This is a genomic window from Collinsella sp. TF06-26, from assembly GCF_002232035.1.
In the GTDB taxonomy this organism is placed as follows: Bacteria; Actinomycetota; Coriobacteriia; order Coriobacteriales; family Coriobacteriaceae; genus Collinsella.
The window spans coordinates 1-19,318 of record NZ_NKXR01000004.1 but is presented as its reverse complement, the minus strand read 5'-3'; the positions used below and the strand labels follow the sequence as shown (position 1 = coordinate 19,318).

General features: G+C 59.4%; 12 protein-coding genes. 9 read left to right on the top strand and 3 right to left on the bottom strand.

Annotated elements, in window-relative coordinates; all coding sequences use genetic code 11:
- Window positions 1-61: 61 nt before the first annotated feature.
- Window positions 62-718 carry a PAS domain-containing protein gene (locus tag CHY22_RS03515; RefSeq protein WP_022094300.1) on the bottom strand — a complete coding sequence of 219 codons (657 nt, stop codon included), beginning with the start codon at window positions 716-718 and terminating at the stop codon, window positions 62-64.
- 352 nt (window positions 719-1,070) lie between these two features.
- Here CHY22_RS03515 and CHY22_RS03510 point away from each other — a divergent pair, with 352 nt between their 5' ends.
- The 5 genes from CHY22_RS03510 (at window position 1,071) to xdh (ending at window position 10,447) form a co-directional block, all read left to right on the top strand.
- The gene (locus CHY22_RS03510; protein WP_089572468.1) at window positions 1,071-2,465 is read left to right on the top strand and encodes a solute carrier family 23 protein; all 1,395 of its coding nucleotides are present in this window, start codon (window positions 1,071-1,073) and stop codon (window positions 2,463-2,465) included.
- Window positions 2,466-2,660: 195 nt separating this feature from the next.
- The gene (ssnA, locus tag CHY22_RS03505; protein WP_089572467.1) at window positions 2,661-4,016 is read left to right on the top strand and encodes a putative aminohydrolase SsnA; all 1,356 of its coding nucleotides are present in this window, start codon (window positions 2,661-2,663) and stop codon (window positions 4,014-4,016) included.
- A 150-nt stretch (window positions 4,017-4,166) separates the two neighbouring features.
- A complete protein-coding gene (ygfK, locus tag CHY22_RS03500; RefSeq protein WP_089572466.1) occupies window positions 4,167-7,166 on the top strand; it encodes a putative selenate reductase subunit YgfK in 3,000 nt (999 codons plus the stop codon).
- A gap of 11 nt (window positions 7,167-7,177) precedes the next feature.
- On the top strand, window positions 7,178-7,657 hold the full coding sequence (locus tag CHY22_RS03495) for a 4Fe-4S binding protein (protein WP_089572465.1): 480 nt from the start codon (window positions 7,178-7,180) through the stop codon (window positions 7,655-7,657).
- Between the two features lie 12 nt (window positions 7,658-7,669).
- Entirely contained in the window at window positions 7,670-10,447 is a 2,778-nt protein-coding gene (gene xdh / locus CHY22_RS03490) for a selenium-dependent xanthine dehydrogenase (protein ID WP_089572464.1), read from the top strand.
- A 665-nt stretch (window positions 10,448-11,112) separates the two neighbouring features.
- Here the strand turns inward: xdh and CHY22_RS09950 are convergent.
- Window positions 11,113-12,111 carry a hypothetical protein gene (locus CHY22_RS09950; RefSeq protein ID WP_143759207.1) on the bottom strand — a complete coding sequence of 333 codons (999 nt, stop codon included), beginning with the start codon at window positions 12,109-12,111 and terminating at the stop codon, window positions 11,113-11,115.
- Window positions 12,112-13,003: 892 nt separating this feature from the next.
- On the opposite strand from CHY22_RS09950, the gene CHY22_RS03475 reads away from it, so the two are divergent.
- The 3 genes from CHY22_RS03475 (at window position 13,004) to CHY22_RS03465 (ending at window position 18,283) form a co-directional block, all read left to right on the top strand.
- A complete protein-coding gene (locus tag CHY22_RS03475; RefSeq protein ID WP_089572461.1) occupies window positions 13,004-13,738 on the top strand; it encodes a 3'-5' exonuclease in 735 nt (244 codons plus the stop codon).
- Window positions 13,739-14,098: 360 nt separating this feature from the next.
- Window positions 14,099-17,296 carry an HsdR family type I site-specific deoxyribonuclease gene (locus CHY22_RS03470; protein WP_089572460.1) on the top strand — a complete coding sequence of 1,066 codons (3,198 nt, stop codon included), beginning with the start codon at window positions 14,099-14,101 and terminating at the stop codon, window positions 17,294-17,296.
- 57 nt (window positions 17,297-17,353) lie between these two features.
- Window positions 17,354-18,283 (top strand): site-specific integrase, encoded by a 930-nt coding sequence (locus CHY22_RS03465; protein WP_089572459.1) that lies wholly within the window; start codon window positions 17,354-17,356, stop codon window positions 18,281-18,283.
- Here the strand turns inward: CHY22_RS03465 and CHY22_RS03460 are convergent.
- On the bottom strand, window positions 18,223-18,801 hold the full coding sequence (locus tag CHY22_RS03460; protein ID WP_246824567.1) for a restriction endonuclease subunit S: 579 nt from the start codon (window positions 18,799-18,801) through the stop codon (window positions 18,223-18,225). The genes CHY22_RS03465 and CHY22_RS03460 overlap by 61 nt on opposite strands.
- 24 nt (window positions 18,802-18,825) lie before the next feature.
- Here CHY22_RS03460 and CHY22_RS03455 point away from each other — a divergent pair.
- Window positions 18,826-19,318 (top strand): restriction endonuclease subunit S (locus tag CHY22_RS03455; RefSeq protein WP_210401396.1); only part of this gene is annotated, 493 nt, incomplete at its 3' end.

Below are 19,318 nucleotides of genomic sequence, written 5' to 3'. Positions count from 1 at the left end.
GTCTTTTGTCAAGCGATGCGACAAAAATGATCCGTTTCCCTTCGTCCCCAAGGGATCACGTTTAGCCCTCCTTGCGGACTTTTTGCAGGTAGCGGTAGACGCTGGGCTCCGAAATGCCCAGCGCGGTGGCGGCGCAGGCCACTGCGCCCTTGAGCATGAACACCCCGTTGCCGTTGAGATGGCGAATGACGTCCACGCGGTCGCTCTGACCAAGCGACGCTACATCCAGCCCGCGCGCGCTCAGCAACTCGGCAATGCTGCGGTCGATGAGCTCCTGCGTGGACTCCGAAAGGCTTTCGACCTCGATAGGGGCGGGCTCCGTGCGCGTCGGCGCCGCGTCGAAGCATGCCATGAGTTGCTGCGCCATGGTGTTGATGGAGCGCACGGTCGAGAGGTCGGTGTTGACGCAGAGCATACCGACGATCTCGTCATTCTCGCGGATAAAGTACGTCGCTGACTCCAACGTCTTGCCGCCGGCACCGCGCCCCTCGTAGCCCGTAATAAACGGCAGGTCGCGATACTTGGCGTCGTGCATGATCTTGAGCGCCAGATCGGTGGCGGGACCGCCGACCTTGCGGCCGCTCACGATGCCGTTGCGAATATCGACGATGGCGTGGTCGGGATCCGAGAAATCGTGCAGCACGATTTCGCTGTTTTTGCCGAGTATCTGCTCCAGAAAATCGACCATCGGCAAAAAGCGACGTACGGTCTCGTTCACGGGCAACTCCTTTGGGTGAAATCGGAAATGTTCATAACAATTTTTTCTCATGGTAACACGCTGCCCATCATCTCGTATATCCGCAGGTACATGACGTAATGCAGACGAACGGTATGATTTTGGCGGTAAACGGTTGACCAAAAGAAAAGTTAGATGTTATTTTGACCAGACACTTTCCTGACCTGCGGAAATGCATTATCTCAGCTGAAGAATAGTCTGATAACAAAAAATTATTATTGAGAATGAGAATCATCTTTAATACGATATGCAACGAAGGCACAACCTCAACCCCGCACTGCGTCACAATAGAGCGTTAGATGCGAAAACAACTATTTCGAGGATTGGTGGTCAAATGACCCAGGAGACGGTTAAGAACGGCACTGAAGCCCTGTTCACTCGTGAAGGCATGCCTCCCGTTAAGGAAATGATCCCGTGTGCCCTTCAGCACGTGCTGGCTTCGTTTGCCGGTATCATCACCCCGGCTGTCATCATGGCCGGCGTCTACGGCTTTAATAGCCAGCAGAGCACCGACATCATTCAGGTTGCGCTCATTCTTTCGGCGATCGATACGGCCCTTCAGGCCTTCGCTCCCTTCCGTCGCATCGGCGGCGGCCTGCCCATCGTCATGGGCGTTTCGTTCGCGTTCCTGCCGGCCCTGCAGGCCATGGGTGCCTCGGGCTTTAGCTTTGGTGCTCTGCTGGGCGGCGAGATCGTCGGCGGCGCCGTCGCGGTCCTCTTTGGTCTGGCCTACAGCAAGATTAAGTGGCTGTTCCCGCCCGTCGTGACCGGTACGGTCATCTTCTCCATCGGCGTTTCGCTGTATCCCACGGCCGTCAAGTATATGGCCGGCGGTATGGGCACGCCGCTGTGGGGCACTCCGCAGGCCTGGTGCGTCGCTCTTATCACCTTCGCCGTGGTCTTTGCGCTCGCCAACTTTGGCAAGGGCACGCTCAAGCTGGGATCCGTGTTCTTTGGCATGATCGTTGGCATGATCGTTTCGATCCCCTTTGGCATGATCGACTTCTCCAGCGTCGCCACCGCTCAAGTCTTTGCCCTTCCCAAGCTCATGCCCTACGCGCTCGAGTTTGATCCCGAGGTCTGCATTACCCTCGCCGTCGTGTTCCCCATGGTTGCCATCCAGGTTATCGGTGACGTCTCCGCCGCCTGCCTGGGCTCCATCGACCGTATGCCCACCGAGCGCGAGCTCTCCGGCGCTATCGTGTCCCAGGGCCTCACCTCTATGGTCGGCGGCCTGCTGGGCGGTCTTCCCACCAGCGCCCTTGGCCAGAACGTGGGCATCATCTGCTCCAACAAGGTCGTCAACAAGTGGGTCTTTGTGATCATTGCGGCCGTCTTTGCCATCGCCGGTCTGTTCCCGCAGCTTTCTGCCGTCCTTTCCGCTATCCCGCAGCCCGTCATCGGCGGCGCGACCGTCGGCGTCTTTGGCACCATCACCATGAACGGCGTGCGCATGTTCACCCGCGAGGGCCTCACGCAGCGCACTACCACCATCGTCGGTACCTCCGTCGTCTTTGGCCTGGGTATCTGGATGGCCAGCGGTTGCCTTGCCGGCGAGGGTATGCCCGCCTGGGTGTCCACCGTCATCGGCTCCAATGCCGTAACCCCCACCGCCATCATGGCCATTGTCCTTAACCTGATCCTTCCGCAGACGCCGGTCGTGGCTCAGCACATCGATGCCGCCAAGGACGCTGCCGTGGATCTGGTCTTGCCCGAGAGCAAGAAGTAACCAATTCGGTGCTATTCGTCGGCGGACGCATCGCCTCGTCCGCCGACGTCATGCGGCGCCAAGCCGCACTTCAAAGGGTTTGTCCCTTTGGTGAAGCGTTGACGGGAGAGGGCCCGTTTCCGGTGTAGGCCGGCGCTTCGCACTCCGCCATGTCAGAGGTGTCAAACCCCGCCTCTGATGTCGAAGGGAGCATCCATGCTTCTGGTCGCTAACGGTTCCGTCTTTACCCGCAACGCTCAGGCCCCGTTCATTCCCAACGGTGCGGTCGCCATTGACGGAGATACGATCGTCGAAGTGGGCCCCGAGTGCGAGCTCAAGGCCAAGTACCCGGATGCCGAGTACGTCGATGCCCAGGGCAACCTCATCATGCCCGGACTCATCAACTGCCACACCCACATCTACTCGGGTCTGGCTCGCGGCCTTGCCATTAAGGGCTGCAACCCCACCAACTTTCTGGAGAATCTTGAGCAGCAGTGGTGGAAGATCGATGACAACCTGACGCTCGACGGCACCAAGGCCAGCGCCTATGCCACGATTTTGGACTCCATACGCGATGGCGTCACCACGATCTTCGATCACCATGCGAGCTTCTGCGAAATCCCGGGAAGCCTCTTTACCATTAAGGATGCAGCTCAGGAGCTGGGCATGCGTTCATGCCTGTGCTACGAGGTCTCCGATCGCCGCGGCCAGGAAAAATGCGACCAGGCCATTGCCGAGAACGCCGAATTTGCCCAGTGGGCCGCCAAGGAGCGTCGCGATAACCACAACCACATGATCGCCGCCATGTTTGGCGGACATGCCACCTTTACGCTTTCGGACGAGACCATGGATAAGATGGCCGAGGCCAATAACGGCCTGACCGGCTTCCACATCCATGTGTGTGAGGGCATGAACGACGTGTGGGATTCCCGCCTCAACCGCGGTGGCATCAGCCCCGTCGAGCGCCTGCTGCAGCACAATCTGCTGGGTCCCGACACCATGCTGGGCCACTGCATCCACGTGACGCCCGCCGAGATGGACATCGTCAAAGAGTCCGGCACCTGGCTCGTCAACAACCCCGAATCCAATATGGGCAACGCCGTGGGCTGCGCCCCCGTGCTCGAGTTCTTCCGCCGCGGCATCCCCGTGTGCATGGGCACCGACGCCTACACCCACGATATGCTCGAGAGCCTTAAGGTCTTCCTGATCATTCAGCGCCACAACGCCGCCATGCCCAACGTGGGCTGGTGCGAGGCCATGACCATGCTGTTCGAGAACAACGCCAAGATGGCGAGCAAGTACTTCGATCGCAAGCTCGGCGTGCTTGAGCCCGGCGCTGCCGCCGACGTCATCGTCATGGACTACAAGCCCTTTACGCCGCTGAGCGAGGAGAATATCGACGGCCACATGCTCTTTGGCATGATGGGCAAAAACTGCCGCACTACCATCATCAACGGCCGCGTCCTGTACAAGGATCGTGAGTTCGTTGAGATTGATGAGGAAAAGATCAACGCGTGGACCATGGCCGAGTCCAAGAAGCTCTGGAGCACGCTCAACGATCGCGTGTACTAATTCCAATTGGAGATTCGCGCGCGTCGGATGTTTCGCCGCATCCGACGCGCGCATAGGCGGCCTCCGCGGGGTCGCCGGCGCTGTGCTAGCGCTACACCGTATTTGCGCCCGCCGCGCGGTCTCGCCGGGCGTTACAGAGAGGAGCTCACTATGAGCGACATCATGAGGCCGATCCCGTTTTCGCAGCTGATGAACTGGATCATCGAGGAGCACAAGACCCAGGACGCCATCTTTGGCGTGCGCAAGATGGCCACGACCAACCAGGAGGGCGCGCTTCCCATTTTTGACGAGCGCATCGAGACTCCGTTTGGCCCGGCCGCCGGTCCCAATACGCAGCTTGCCCAGAACATCGTGGCATCCTATGTGGCTGGTTCCCGCTTCTTTGAGCTCAAGACCGTCCAGGTTATGGACGGCGAGGAGCTCTCCAAGTGCGTCAACAAGCCCTGCATCGTGGCTCAGGACGAGTGCTACAACTGCGAGTGGTCGACCGAGCTCGAGGTTCCGCAGGCATTTGCCGAGTACGTGAAGGCATGGTTTGCCTGCCACCTGATCGCTCGCGAGTACGGTCTGGGCAGCCCGGACGGCTTTGTCTTCAACATGTCGGTGGGCTATGACCTGGAGGGCATTAAGAGCCCCAAGGTCGATGCGTACATTGAGGGCATGAAGGACGCCAGCGGCTCCGACGTCTGGAACGAGTGTCGTGCCTGGGCTCTCGCTAACCTGGACAAGTTTGAGCATGTCGACGCCGCGTTTGTCGAGTCCATCCCGGCGCGCGTCTCCAACTCCATCACCGAGTCTACCCTGCACGGCTGCCCGCCTGCCGAGATTGAGCGCATCGCGACCTATCTGATCACCGAGAAGGGCCTCAACACCTACATCAAGTGTAACCCCACGCTGTTGGGCTATGAGTTTGCCCGCCAGCGCCTCAACGATCTGGGCTTTGACTACATCGTCTTTGATGACACGCACTTCCGCGAGGACCTGCAGTGGGCCGACGCCGTGCCCATGTTCGAGCGCCTGATTGCCCTGTGCGCCGATCGCGGCCTGGAGTTTGGCGTCAAGCTGACCAACACGTTCCCCGTCGACGTGACGAGGAACGAGCTGCCCTCCACCGAGATGTACATGTCCGGCCGTTCGCTGTTCTCGCTGACCATCGAGGCCGCCCGTCGCATTACCGAGCAGTTCGATGGCAAGCTGCGCATCAGCTACTCCGGCGGCGCCACGGTCTACAACATCCGCGCCCTGTATGACGCCGGTATTTGGCCCGTCACCCTGGCGACCGACGTACTCAAGCCCGGTGGCTACGAGCGCTTTAGCCAGATGGCCGGCGAGTTTGCCAACCTGGATGGCAAGCCGTTCACGGGCGTCACTCTCGAGGCCGTGACCGCGATCCAGACCGACTCGCTCACCAACCCGCTCTACAAGAAGCCGCTGCGCCCGCTGCCCGACCGCAAGGTCGCCGGCAAGAGCCCGCTTTCCGACTGCTTTACCACGCCGTGCCGCACGAGCTGCCCCATCCAGCAGGATATTCCCGCCTACCTGGCGGCTGTTGACGAGGGCCGCTACGAGGACGCGCTCAACATCATCATCGAGCGCAACGCCCTGCCGTTCATTACCGGTACCATCTGCCCGCATCCCTGCGGCCGTGCCTGCGAGCGTGCATTCTACGAGCCCGAGGGCGCCCAGATTCGCGCCAGCAAGCTCAAGGCCGCCCGCGAGGCCATGACCGCCGTGCTGCCCAAGCTGCGCGCCCAGGCCATTGCCAACGACGCCGAGCGCAACGTTGCCGTTATCGGCGGCGGCCCGGCCGGTCTGGCGACGGCGTTCTTCCTGACGCGCGCCGGCGTGCCCGTCACTATCTTCGAGGCCCGCGACTCTCTCGGCGGCGTGGTCCGTCACGTGATCCCCGAGTTCCGTATCGCGAGCGACGATATCTCCCACGATGCCGAGCTCTGTCTGGCCTTTGGCGCCAAGGTGCAGCTCAACGCCCGCGTGGAGTCCATTGACGAGCTCAAGGCCCAGGGCTTTACCGACGTAGTCGTGGCCACTGGTGCCTGGATGCCCGGCTCTGCGGGCCTGGGCGAGGGTGCCGAGCTCGACGTGCTGGAGTTCCTCGAGGCCGCCAAGAAGGGCGAGAAGCTCGAGCTGGGCGAGGACGTCGTGGTCATCGGCGCCGGCAACACCGCCATGGACGCGGCCCGCGTGGCCAAGCGCCTTGCTGGCGTGAAGAACGTGCGCCTGGTGTATCGCCGCACCAAGAAGCAGATGCCCGCCGACGAGGAAGAGCTCGATCTTGCTCTTGCCGACGGCGTTGAGTTCTGCGAGCTGCTGGCGCCCAAGGCGCTCAACGGCGCCGTGCTGACCTGCGACGTCATGGAACTTGGCGAGCCGGATGCAAGCGGCCGTCGCAGCCCCGTCGCCACGGGCGAGACCGTCGAGCTTTCCGCCACCACGGTGATCTGCGCCGTGGGCGAGGGCATCGATGCCAGCCTGTACGACGCCGCGGGCGTCGAGCACGACCGTCGCGGCCGCCTTGCCGCCACCTCCACCGGCGTCGAGGGCGTCTGGGCTGCCGGTGACTGCCGCCGCGGTCCCGCTACCGTGGTCGAGGCTATCGCCGACGCCGCCGAGGTCGCCCGTGCCATTGCCGGCGTGGACTTTAACAAGTACGCCGACTGCAACGAGCAGGCCGGCCGCGAGGACACCTGCTACGAGCGCAAGGGATTGCTGTGCCGCGACAAGCGCAACTGCACCAAGACCCGCTGCCTGGGCTGCGGTTCGGTGTGCGAGGTCTGCTGCGATGTGTGCCCCAACCGCGCCAACGTTGCCATTAAGGTGCCGGGCCTGGCCAAGCATCAGGTCGTCCATGTCGACGGCATGTGCAACGAGTGCGGCAACTGCGCCGTGTTCTGCCCCTACCAGGAGGGTCGTCCCTACAAGGACAAGCTCACCCTGTTCTGGAGCGATCAGGACATGGAGAACTCCGAGAACGAGGGCTTCCTGGCCGTGGACGAGGACCACTTTAAGGTCCGCGTCGCCGGCACGGTCCGCACCGTCTCGGTCGATGCCGTCAACACCGGTCTGCCCGAGGCCGTCCGCCTGACCATCAAGGCCGTGCGCGACAGCTATCCGTATCTCCTTAAGAAATAGGCGAGTCTCTTATGGCCAAATCCATTCAACATAACGTGGCCTACGTTGCCTGCGGAAGCGGTTGCGCCTCCGCAGGCGGCGACGCCCGCTGCAGCGAAGGCTGCATTGGCTGTGGCGCCTGTGTCACGGCCTGTCCCCACGGCGCCATTGCACTGATTGATGGCATCGCCCGCGTGGACCGCTCCAAGTGCACGGGCTGTGGCCTGTGCGGCATGGTGTGCCCGCAGCGCGTGATTGCCTTTGTTCCCGGCTACCAGAACATCCTGGTGCGCTGCAACAACACCGATAAGGGCGCCATCGCCCGCAAGATTTGCGACACGAGCTGCATCGGTTGCGGCATGTGCGCCAAAAAATGCCCTGCCGGCGCTATCCGCATCGAGGACAACTGTGCCCACATCGACGGTGCGGACTGCCTGTCGTGCGGCATGTGCGCCGTCGTTTGCCCGCATGGCGCCATCCACGACCGCACCGGCATCGCCGCCGGCGTGTAGAAGGGAATCACCATGGCACAGGAATTCACTTTTACCGTTAACGGCGTCGAGCACACGACGACCCAAAACAAACCGCTGCTGCGCTACCTGCGCGACGACCTGCACATCCATTCCGCCAAGGACGGCTGCTCCGAGGGTGCTTGCGGCACCTGCACCATTCATGTGGACGGTGCGGCCGTCAAGGCCTGCGTGCTGACCACCGCCCTTGCCGCCGGCCGCAACATCGTGACTGTCGAGGGCCTGCCCCAGGACGTTCGCGAGGCCTTTGTGTACGCCTTTGGCGCCGTGGGCGCCGTGCAGTGCGGTTTTTGCATCCCGGGTATGGTCATGGCGGGTGCAGCGCTCATCGCCGAGGATCCCGAACCCACCGAGGAGCAGATCAAGTACGCCATTCGCGGCAACATCTGCCGCTGCACCGGCTACAAGAAGATCATCGAGGGCATCTCGCTGGCCGCTGCGGTGCTCCGCGGCGAAAAGCAGATCGACGAGGATCTGGAGCGCGGCGACAACTACGGCGTGGGCAAGCGCGCCTTCCGCATCGACGTGCGCAAGAAGGTGCTCGGCGAGGGCAAGTATCCCGACGACATCGACGAGCTTGACCAGCCGGGCCTGACCTATGCCAGCGCCGTGCGCTCCAAGTACCCGCGCGCCCGCGTGCTCTCCATTGACACCTCCAAGGCCGAGGCCCTGCCCGGTGTGGTGGGCATCTTGCGCGCCGAGGACGTGCCGGTCAACCAGGTCGGCCACCTTATCCAGGACTGGGACGTCATGATCGCGGCGGGCGATATCACCCGCTGCGTGGGCGACGCCATCGTGCTGGTGGTTGCCGAGGACGAGGCGACGCTCGAGAAGGCCAAGAAGCTCGTCAGGATCGATTACGAGCCGCTGGAGCCCGTGCGTAACATTGTCGAGGCCAGGGCTGCCGACGCCCCGCGCCTGCACGACAGCTTCTTTGCCTTTGGCAACACGGTGGAGCTCAAGGACAACGTGTGTCAGAGCCGCCATGTGACGCGCGGCGACGCCGCCAAGGCGCTGGCAGAGAGCGCGTTTACCGTGACGCAGCGCTTTACCACGCCCTTTACCGAGCATGCCTTCTTGGAGCCCGAGTGCGCCGTTGCCTTCCCGTACAAGAGCGGCGTCAAGGTGCAGTCGACCGACCAGGGTGCCTACGACACGCGCAAAGAGTGTGCCCACATGTTTGGCTGGGACAACGAGCCCGAGCGCGTGGTCGTCGAGACCATGCTCGTGGGCGGCGGCTTTGGCGGTAAGGAGGACGTTTCGGTCCAGCACCTGGCCGCGCTCGCCGCATATAAGTTCCAGCGTCCTGTGAAGTGCAAGCTCACGCGTGCCGAGTCGCTCGCGTTCCATCCCAAGCGCCACGCCATGGCCGGCACCTTTACGCTGGGCTGCGACGCCGAGGGCAACTTTACCGGTCTGGACTGCGAGATCAACTTTGATACCGGCGCCTACGCTTCGCTGTGCGGCCCGGTGCTCGAGCGCGCCTGCACGCATGCCGTTGGCCCCTATAAGTACCAGAACACTGACATCCGCGGTTTTGGCTACTACACCAACAACCCGCCCGCCGGCGCGTACCGCGGCTTTGGCGTTTGTCAGTCCGAGTTTGCGCTCGAGAGCCTTATCGACCTGCTGGCAGAGAAGGTCGGCCTGGACCCGTGGGAGATCCGCTACCGTAACGCCATCGAGCCGGGCGAGGTTTTGCCCAACGGCCAGATTGCCGACTGTTCCACGGCGCTTAAGGAGACGCTGCTCGAGGTCAAGGATGCCTACTACGCGCATCCCGGACACGCTGGCATTGCCTGCGCCATGAAGAACGCCGGCGTGGGCGTGGGTCTGCCCGATGCCGGCCGCTGCAAGATTCGCGTCGAGGATGGCCGCGCCGTGGTCTATGCCGCCACGTCCGACATCGGCCAGGGCTGCAACACGGTCTTTTTGCAGGACGTTGCCGAGGCCTGCGGTCTGCCGCTTCGCTGCATTGCCAACGGCGAGTGCTCCACCGAGAACGCTCCCGACTCCGGCACCACGTCTGGTTCGCGTCAGACGGTCGTGACCGGCGAGGCCGTGCGCGGTGCCGCCTTCCTGCTGCGCGACGCCATGGTTGGCATCGAGGCCGGCAAGCCTGCGCCCGCCGCTCCGGTGAGCGCGCATGGCGACGGCGTCAAGATCGAGTACGACGACGGTCGCGCCTACCAGCTGCGCACACAGGAACTCGTCGCCGGCCAGGGTATGCATCCTCAGGACCCTGCGGCCACCATCAAGGCGCTCGAGGGATGCGAGTTTGGCTACGTGTATCTGGAGCCGACCGACAAGCTGGGCGCCGATGTTCCCAACCCCAAGAGCCACATCTGCTACGGTTTTGCCACACATGTGGTCATTCTGGATGATGACGGCCGCGTGAGCGAGGTCTATGCCGCACACGATTCCGGCAAGGTGGTCAACCCCATCTCCATCCAGGGTCAGATCGAAGGCGGCGTGCTCATGGGTATGGGCTATGCGCTGACCGAGGACTGGCCGCTCAAGGACTGCGTACCCCAGGCAAGGTACGGCACGCTCGGGCTGTTCCGTGCGCCCGAGATTCCGGATATCCACGCCATCTACGTGGAGAAGGACGAGCTGTTGCCCGTGGCATTCGGCGGCAAGGGCATCGGCGAGATCGCCACGATTCCCACGGCGCCCGCCGTACAGAACGCCTACCGCGCGTTTGACGGCAAGCTGCGTCCGGATCTGCCTATGGTGGATACGCCGTACAGCCGCGCCCGTCACCGCGGGTAGGGTAGAGCGCGGACAGCCATTGCTGACGAGCTGTTCGCGCTCAACATCAACTGCATATGCTGCGCTTTTGGCCCCGGCTCCATCGCGAGCCGGGGCCTTTTGTTTGAAGCACCTCCGCATACGGAAACTGCGTCCCAGATTTCGGCTCCAGAATGGGATGCGCTTTCCGGTTGGAGCTTCAAACGGAAAGTGCATCCCGGAATCCGCGCCTGGAATGGGACACACTTTCCGGAACAGCCCTCAACCGGAAACTGCGACCCGGAATCGATGCTCAGAATGGGATGCGCTTTCCGAATCGCCTTCAGGCGGAAATTGCATCCCATTCCGAGTCTTCATTCTGGGACACGCTTTCCGCAAGGAGCTTCGCCGGGAAAGCGCATCCCATTCCGAGCGCCTATTCCGGGATGCGCTTTCCGGCTGTCGTTCACTTGGAAACTGCGGCCCAGTTTGAGCGTCTATTCCGGGATGTAGTTTCCGCTGGGCGTTCAACCGGAAAGCGTGTCCCGTTCTAGGCCTTGATTCCGGGACACGGTTTCCGCTAGGCACGCCATCTGGAAAGCGTATCCCGTTTTGAGCACTCAGTCTGGGACATGGTTTCCGCGGGTGCTGCCAACCGGAAAGTGTGTCCCGGTTTGGCAGGCAGACGGGCATAAGCTCAGCAGTCCCTACAGCTTCACGTCGTTGAGCCATGTCGGCAGCGCGGTCTGCCGGATACCTGCCGTCTGCAGCTTTTTAGAGAGCATTCCTGCCGAGCGGACCTCGTTCATGGTAAAGCGCAGCAGAGGGTGCCCGTAGAGCGATAGGTGCGCCTCGCGCTGTCGTTCGGCAACGAGCGCCTCGGCGGTGGTGCGTCCGGCCAGCATGGTCTGGTCGGTATATTTGATGAGCCCGTCGAGCTCGCCCAGCGTGAGCTCCCGCGCCTGGCGCTCCCAGGCAAAGTCCGTTCGTATGGGCTTGGCCGAATCGAAGGGGTCCGTCAGCTCGTATTGAGGCCAGTCGGGCGCAAAGCCCGTCTCGATCATGATGGCGCGGACGACTGATTCTCCACCGCTCTCGGCGCGGGAGTCGGCATATCGAAGTGTCGTGAGGGCGGTGCGAATCGTGCGACCATTGCGGGCGGTCGCTCGTTGCTCGACGGCCTCCATCAGCTGTTCCCGCGCAAGGCCGAGCTTTAAGATCGTCGAATCGGCAATGGGCATGCCGTCGGCAAAACCGGTCTGCAACAGGCAATCTGTGACCGTTTGGATGGGCGGCGTTACCGATATGCCGGCTCTGCGTATTGCTCCGGCCGGCTCAATTTGGTGCCGCTGAATATGTGCGCCCGGGCGAGCCGACGGCTTTGTCGAGCTGCAGACATGCACGACATTCAGGTGTCGCCACGAGACCTCGAGCCCCAGCAGGCAGGCGGCCGAAAACGAGCAGAACGTCCAATCGGGGTGGATGATCGCAAGGGCGCGGAGGATTTCGCAATGGCGTTGCGCTCGGTTGAGTTCATCCCAGCGCGTTTTTCGCGCAAACAACCCCGGCACGGGCGAGACAACCGTGCCGCCGGTGCGCCGAAGGAGCGCTTTTCGGATCGCCGTGCTCGGGGGAATCAGACAGCGCCCCTCTTGTTCGGCTTGAGTGAGCAGTTGGTCGATGAGCTGGTCATTGCAATGGGTCATGAGCTACCGCCTCCTTTTGGGTAGCAAAAACGTATCAGCTGGAACTTGTCGCTCAGCTGACCAAAAGCTGACCAAAATCTAACCATGCAGGTAGATGACCTGCTTTTGGCGACATATTTCTTGTTTGAATCGGTGGGCGGTAATCGGCGACCGTGAACGGTACCGAGTTATGAAGACTGGGTAAGTTTCAGGACGTGTACTTTTTAGAAAAATGGTTGTTTATCTGCTATTTTGCAGCTCTGGATTGCGCGTTTGAGGACGTGTGATGTGAGCGGTTGATCGGATTTCAACCGGAAACTGCGTCCCAGAATTCGGCTCCAGAGTGGGAGGCCGTTTCCGAATCGGCCCTCAAACGGAAACTGCGTCCCGGATTCGACGCTCAGAACGGGATGCCGTTTCCGGCTGAGTCTTCGAGTGAAAAGCGCGCCTCAGAATTCGGGGCCTGCGATATCGGTATAGTCCATTTACCGATGCTTGTCTCAGTTTAATTGGGCGGATAGAATAAAGTCGACGGCAGCCCAAGTAGTGAAGAGCTGGGCAGCGCCGTTGCTTGGTCAAGAGGTCAGTGCCTTAATGGCAGCGACTTGTTAGGCTTCGAATGCTGCTTGAGTGCCTCGGAAAGTTCGATAAGCGCCGTGAAGAGCGAGACCAAAGCAACCAAGAGCTCTACGAGCTCTGATGGGCCCGGGATGACCGCTGATTCAAGTCACCGGGCCTCAATCTTTTTCATGCATTTGAATAGAGCGGGCGGCTCTCTTGGGGTCGACTGTATGACGTGTGCCTTGCGCGCGTGGCATTGCGTCCCGCCTTCATGTCCGCACGGGCGCCTATCCTTACGGCAATGTAGCCGCTTATGTAACCAAGCGGCAGTTGACGGAGAAAGGCCCTAACCGTGTCAGCTGAAAAGACGCCAGGTATCTCGGCTATCGATACGACGAACTTTGCGCGCCAGATTGTGCTGGACTTTGAGTTTGCGCCGGTGCCAAAGCAGCGCCATCGCCGTGGGCTGCGCAATGAGATTATCGAGGTCGGCGCCGTCAAGCTCGATTACCACGGCAACGTTATGGGCGAGTTCTCGCAGTTTGTGCAGACGGAATTTACCGAAGGCGTTGCGTTTCCCGTCCGCGAGCTTACGGGGATATCGGCTGTGGACACCGCGATGGCCGATCCGCTCTATGTGGTGATCAAAAGGCTCAGCGATTGGATCGGTCGCTACTCCGCCCAGATAGTTTGCTGGAGCGGGACGGACCGTCGACAGCTTTTGACCGAGTGCCAGGCAAAACACATCGACCTTGCCGCATTTCCTACGGACTGGGCCGACCTGCAGGCGTTTTATACCTCGATTATGGACGTGGGCAGCCACGGGTGCGTCTCTTTGAGTGATGCGGCAATGTGGTTTGGCATCGAGTTTGACGAGTCGACGGGCCACGCCCACAGCGCCTTAGCCGATGCGCGCGTGACCGCCAAGCTGCTCAAGCAGGTGATGGACGGGGACTACCGCGTGAGCCCGCACGCCCAGGAAGTCCGCCAGCGGTGGGGGATGGGCGAGCGAACCCAGACGCGCCTTTCCAAGAAGTGCCCCGAGCTGGGTGACCTGCTGCTGAAGCTGAAGGCGGAGGGGAGGTAGGGGGCGACTATAACTGATGGGCGAGGTGCGCGGGGCGGTCGCTGCTATCAATGTCAATTTGATAGAACCAACGCATACAGATCGACTGCCTACGGCGCCCCTGGAATGACCTCAAATTCAAGTCATCGGGGCTCAATTTGTCGCATGGGTTTAGGCGTAAACGTGCGTTTGCTTTATACATTCCATTGAGGTGGGCTACTCCATTGACTTTGATCGGTGTCCGGAGCGGCAGAAGCGGCTCCAAAAAGCCCTGTCAGTCAATTTAGAGGGCCCGGGCAATCCCGGGGAAATGGCTGCGGGACCTATAATGTTTGAAATAAGTAAAAAACGCTTTTTGCAATTACGCAGATAGGTTTTGCCATGGTTTTCGATAAAGAAGCTTCGTTCGAAGAAGCGGTTATCGCTGTGTTGAAGCAGCACGGTTGGGACGATGCGGAAGGTGTTCTTTGCTACCCTACCGAACAGGACCTTATCTGCAACTGGGCGAAGATCCTGTTTAACAACAATGCCGGCATAGACCGCCTGAATGGCTGTCCACTCACGCAGGGTGAAATGGCACAGGTCATCGAACAGATCGAAACGCTTAAGACCCCGCTGGCGCTCAACGGGTTCATCAACGGCAAAACCATTGCCATCACCCGCGACAACCCTGATGACGTCCTTCACCTGGGCAAGGAAGTCAGCCTGAAAATCTACGACCGTCAAGAGATTGCTGCAGGTCAAAGCCGGTACCAAATCGCCCAACAGCCAATCTATCCCGCAAAAAGCAAAATCCTTAACGATCGTCGCGGTGATCTATGCCTGCTCATCAACGGCATGCCCGTCATCCATATCGAGCTTAAGCGCAGCGGCGTGCCCGTAAGCCAGGCAACCGGCCAGATTGAAAAATACGCGCACGAAGGTGTGTTCACGGGACTCTTCCGCCTGGTGCAGATCTTCGTGGGAATGACCCCTGACGAGGCGCGGTACTTCGCCAACCCCGGAACGGGTGCGTTTAACCCCAACTTCTTCTTCCACTGGGAAGACTTCAACAACGAGCCCGTCTGCGCGGGCGACAAGCCCGGTACTGACGAGTGGAAGCGCTTCACCTCGACGCTGCTCTCCATTCCCATGGCACATCAGCTCATTGGGTTCTATACCGTGGCCGACAGCTCGGATGGCTGCCTAAAAGTCATGCGTAGCTACCAGTACTATGCCGCCGCGGCCATCTCGGATAAGGTTCGCAGATGCAAATGGGACGAGCCGCGGCACAGCAGCACGCCCGGTCGTCCCGGCGGCTATATCTGGCACACCACCGGCTCCGGTAAAACCATGACCAGCTTTAAATCGGCCCAACTTGTCGCTGACTCCCATGATGCCGACAAGGTCGTGTTCCTAATGGACCGCATCGAGTTGGGCACGCAGTCGCTCTTGGAGTACCGCTCCTTCGCTGACGACGCCGACGACGTGCAGGGCACTGAGAATACGCAGGTCCTCAAGTCCAAGCTCGCTAGTGACGACCCCAAGAATCGCCTTATCGTCACCTCTATCCAAAAGATGAGCAACTTGAAGGCCGGCGAGACGGGGATCACCCAAGCCGAGCTCGACCGCCTGGCTGGCAAACGTATCGTATTTATCATTGACGAGTGCCACCGATCTACCTTCGGTGACATGCTCCAGGACATACGCCGCGCCTTCTCCAATGCCCTCTTCTTCGGTTTCACGGGAACGCCAATCCTCGACGAGAATCAGAAGAAGGGATCGACCACAGCCATGGTGTTTGGCGAATGCCTGCACCGATACAGCATCGCCGACGGCATCCGCGACGGCAACGTGCTGGGCTTCGACCCCTACATGGTGACGACGTTCGATGACTATGACGTGCGCGAAGCGGTTGCCCTAGAGCAGGCGAAAGCCGCAACCGTCGCCGAAGCCATTTCCGACGACCGAAAGAGCAAAGTTTTCTACTACTATAAGGACTCGGCAAAGGTTCCCATGGGGCCGATGGTCGATGGCGCCGGTAACCATATCAAGGGAATCGAGGATTTCCTTACTCGCGCCCAATACTGGCCCGACACCCCGCATCACGGAAAGGTTGTCGAGGACATCCTGCGCCGCTTTCCGGTGCTCTCCCACGGCAACAAGTTCCATGCAATCCTGGCGACGAGCTCCATCCCAGAGGCGATCGACTACTACCGAGCCTTCAAGGAGCGCGCCCCGCAGATGAGGGTGACTGCTCTTTTCGACCCGAGCGTCGACAACAACGCCGGCTCCACGGTAAAGGAAGACGCTCTGGTTGAGCTCATAGAAGACTATAACAAGGCATACAGTCAGGAATTCACTATTCCCACATGGCCCGCCATGAAGAAGGATATCTCGGCTCGTCTGTCCCACAAGAAACCTTACGTCAACGTCGACACCAACCGTGATTCCCGCATCGACCTGCTCATCGTGGTTGATCAGATGCTCACGGGCTTCGACTCCAAATGGCTTAACACGCTCTATCTCGACAAGGTAATCGACTACGAGAGCATCATCCAGGCGTTCAGCCGCACGAACCGCCTGTTTGGGCCCGACAAGCCTTTCGGCACGATTCGCTATTACCGTCGACCCCATACTATGAAGGGCTATATCGAAGCGGCGGTGAAGCTGTATTCGGGAGACCGCCCGCTCGATATGTTCGTCCAGAAGCTGCCGGAGAATATTGCGTTGATGGATACGCGCCTCCAGGAAATACTCATGGTTTTCGAGGCCGCTGGCGTGGGAGATCTCTCGAAGCTTCCCGCATCGCAGGAGGCCAGGCGCAAGTTCGCGAAGGAATTCGTCGAGCTTAACGAGTTCCTTGAGGCCGCGAAGGTACAGGGCTTCACATGGGAACAGGATACCTACGAGTTCAGGGAAGAACCGAAAGAGGGCTCGCAACTCAGCGAGTCCGTTCTCGTCCAACCCGTCATCGACGAGCGAACCTATCTTGTCCTCGTGCAGCGCTACAAAGAGCTCTTCTCTGGCGGTACCTCGGGCGATGCTCCCGATGCACCCTACGAGTTGGACGGGCACATTACGGAAATCGACACAGGCCTCATTGACAGCGATTACATGAACTCGAACTTTGAGAAATGGCTAAAGTGCCTAGAACAGGATGATGAGGGCCTCGCGGCGGCGCGCGAGGAGCTCCACCGTTCTTTTGCGTCTTTGAGCCAAGACGACCAGCGCTTCGCGGAGCTGTTTCTGCACGACGTGGAGCGCGGCGATGCAACCCTTGAGGAGGGCATGACGCTGAGGGACTACATTACGTCATATGCCTGCAAGGCCAAAAATGCTCAGGTCCAGCGCGTTGTCGAAGCTCTCGGCATAGATGGCGACCTTCTCACCGCCATGGTGGCACTTGACTTGACTGAATCGAACATAAACGAATTCGGACGCTTCGACGACCTGAAAGACTCGGTTGACAAAGTCCGCGCCAAAGCTTTCTTCGAGCAGAAGGAAGGCAAGAGCCTGCCGCCATTCAAGGTGAACACCCGGGCTGCGGCGCTTCTCAAGAGATTTATCCTGAAAGGCGGCTTCGACATCGACGAGTGAGCGGCATCATCATCCTTCATCAGCGTGAGCCGCCACACATGATGAAGGAGGCAAATAATGCTCATTGCCATCACCGAAGACTCTCTTTTTTGCGATTACTACTCGCAATGGGTTAGCGTCTATAAAGAAGGGGCCATCCGCGAAGTCACGATGGGGAAATATCGGCTCACCCAATCTTGGCTAGCCAAGCTTGTTCCTAACCTCAGGATCAAGGATTTGGACCGAACCTCGTACCAGCGGCTCATAAATGGCTATGCTGAGCATCACGAGCGGCAAACGACCATGGATTTTCACCATCAGCTGAAAGGAGCGATCCTAGACGCTGTCGACGAGGGACTCATTCCGCGCGATCCTACGCGAAAGGCAATCATCAAGGGTAAGCAACCGCGGGCAAAGAAGATTAAATACCTCAACCAGTTCGAACTCCATGCCATGCTCGGCGATCTTGACTTGTCAACAAGCGAGCCAAGTTGGGACTGGCTCATCCTTATCGTCGCCAAAACAGGCCTGCGCTTCTCCGAGGCGCTAGGCCTTACCCCCGAGGATTTCGATTTCGCCCATCAAACGCTTTCCGTAAACAAAACCTGGGACTACAAGAATGGCGGCGGCTTTGTCCCCACAAAAAACGCCTCGTCAGTGCGGAAAGTTCAGCTCGATTGGCAACTAATCATGCAACTCTCCGGTCTACTGAGGAACCTCCCCCCGTCTGAGCCAATATTCGTTAAGGGCAAGGTATATAACTCAACAGCAAACAGTGTTCTAGCGCGTCACTGCAAAAACGTCGGGGTACCAGTTATATCCGTCCATGGCTTGCGCCACACACATGCATCACTTCTCTTGTTTGCTGGCGTATCCATAGCGAGCGTATCAAGAAGGCTCGGCCATGCAAGCATGACTACCACCCAGGAAACTTATCTTCACGTCATTCAAGAGCTTGAAAACAAGGACATCGACATTGTTATGAGAGCCCTTTCTACTCTCATATAACCCATATCAGTAAATTGTGGCTCACGCTGATGAAGGGTGATGAGGGAGTCAAGCTCGGCTAAGCTCTTCGCAATTGCTTTCTGCTCGGCGTGATCGGCAGGCACGGCGAAGAACGATTGCGAAATCAGTTTCCAATCTGCACGAGGCATCTTAGAGCCCGAAGATACATTTGCGAGCCTTTGGAAGCTATTCGTTTGAATCAGCCGATACAAAAATGAACTGTCACACTCTGTAGCCCTAAGGACCCAAAAATCACCAACAGCTACACCATTGAACTGCGGGTATAGCCAATTCATCAAATAAGGACGAAGCTTCCCGTACAGAACATCTCCGGCGTAGAACTTAATTCCTGTTTTGCCGCCATCTTTGTCGCGCAAATCTTTGTTCAGCGTGCCCTCACCGGGAATGATGTCCTCGTATTCAACCTGAGGCAAATCGGAATCGCTTGACTGAATGGAAACCCTATCGGTCAGATCGGAGAACTTACGCTGTTCCCAAGATGAAGTTGGCTGGCTCAAATTACCGCTTGGGAACAGCGTAAGTTGGGAGATGTCGCCACTATTGTGGGCGGCGGCACGCCGAGCACCAATAACGATGCGTACTGGGATGGCGATATAGACTGGTATTCGCCCGCCGAATTAGGCGAGCAGGTGTACGCCGACAGGAGTGTTCGAAGGATAACCCAGGCTGGTTACGATAGCTGCTCGGCAACATTGCTTCCAGCTGGTAAAACAATTCTCTTTACAAGCCCTGCGGGCATTGGCAATACAGCGATCCTTCGCAGGTCAGCATGTACAAACCAAGGCTTCCAGTCTTTAGTCGTGAACGATGATACCGATGTGTATTTCGTCTACTCCATGACCGATCGAATCAAGAAGTTCGCTGAACAAAAAGCTTCTGGATCAACCTTCCTAGAGATATCTGGAAAGGGTCTGGCGGCCGGAGAATTCGCCTTTCCTTCAAAGGATGAGCAGACTGCAATAGGGTCCATGTTCAAGCAACTTGACCATCTCATCACCCTTCATCAGCGTAAGC

Excerpts from the sequence above, each read along its gene's own strand:
- CHY22_RS03510 (WP_089572468.1), top strand. The coding sequence starts at position 1,071 with ATGACCCAGGAGACGGTTAAGAACGGCACTGAAGCCCTGTTCACTCGT.
- ssnA (WP_089572467.1), top strand. The coding sequence starts at position 2,661 with ATGCTTCTGGTCGCTAACGGTTCCGTCTTTACCCGCAACGCTCAGGCC.
- ygfK (WP_089572466.1), top strand. The coding sequence starts at position 4,167 with ATGAGCGACATCATGAGGCCGATCCCGTTTTCGCAGCTGATGAACTGG.
- CHY22_RS03495 (WP_089572465.1), top strand. The coding sequence starts at position 7,178 with ATGGCCAAATCCATTCAACATAACGTGGCCTACGTTGCCTGCGGAAGC.
- xdh (WP_089572464.1), top strand. The coding sequence starts at position 7,670 with ATGGCACAGGAATTCACTTTTACCGTTAACGGCGTCGAGCACACGACG.
- CHY22_RS09950 (WP_143759207.1), bottom strand. The coding sequence starts at position 12,111 with ATGACCCATTGCAATGACCAGCTCATCGACCAACTGCTCACTCAAGCC.
- CHY22_RS03470 (WP_089572460.1), top strand. The coding sequence starts at position 14,099 with ATGGTTTTCGATAAAGAAGCTTCGTTCGAAGAAGCGGTTATCGCTGTG.
- CHY22_RS03465 (WP_089572459.1), top strand. The coding sequence starts at position 17,354 with ATGCTCATTGCCATCACCGAAGACTCTCTTTTTTGCGATTACTACTCG.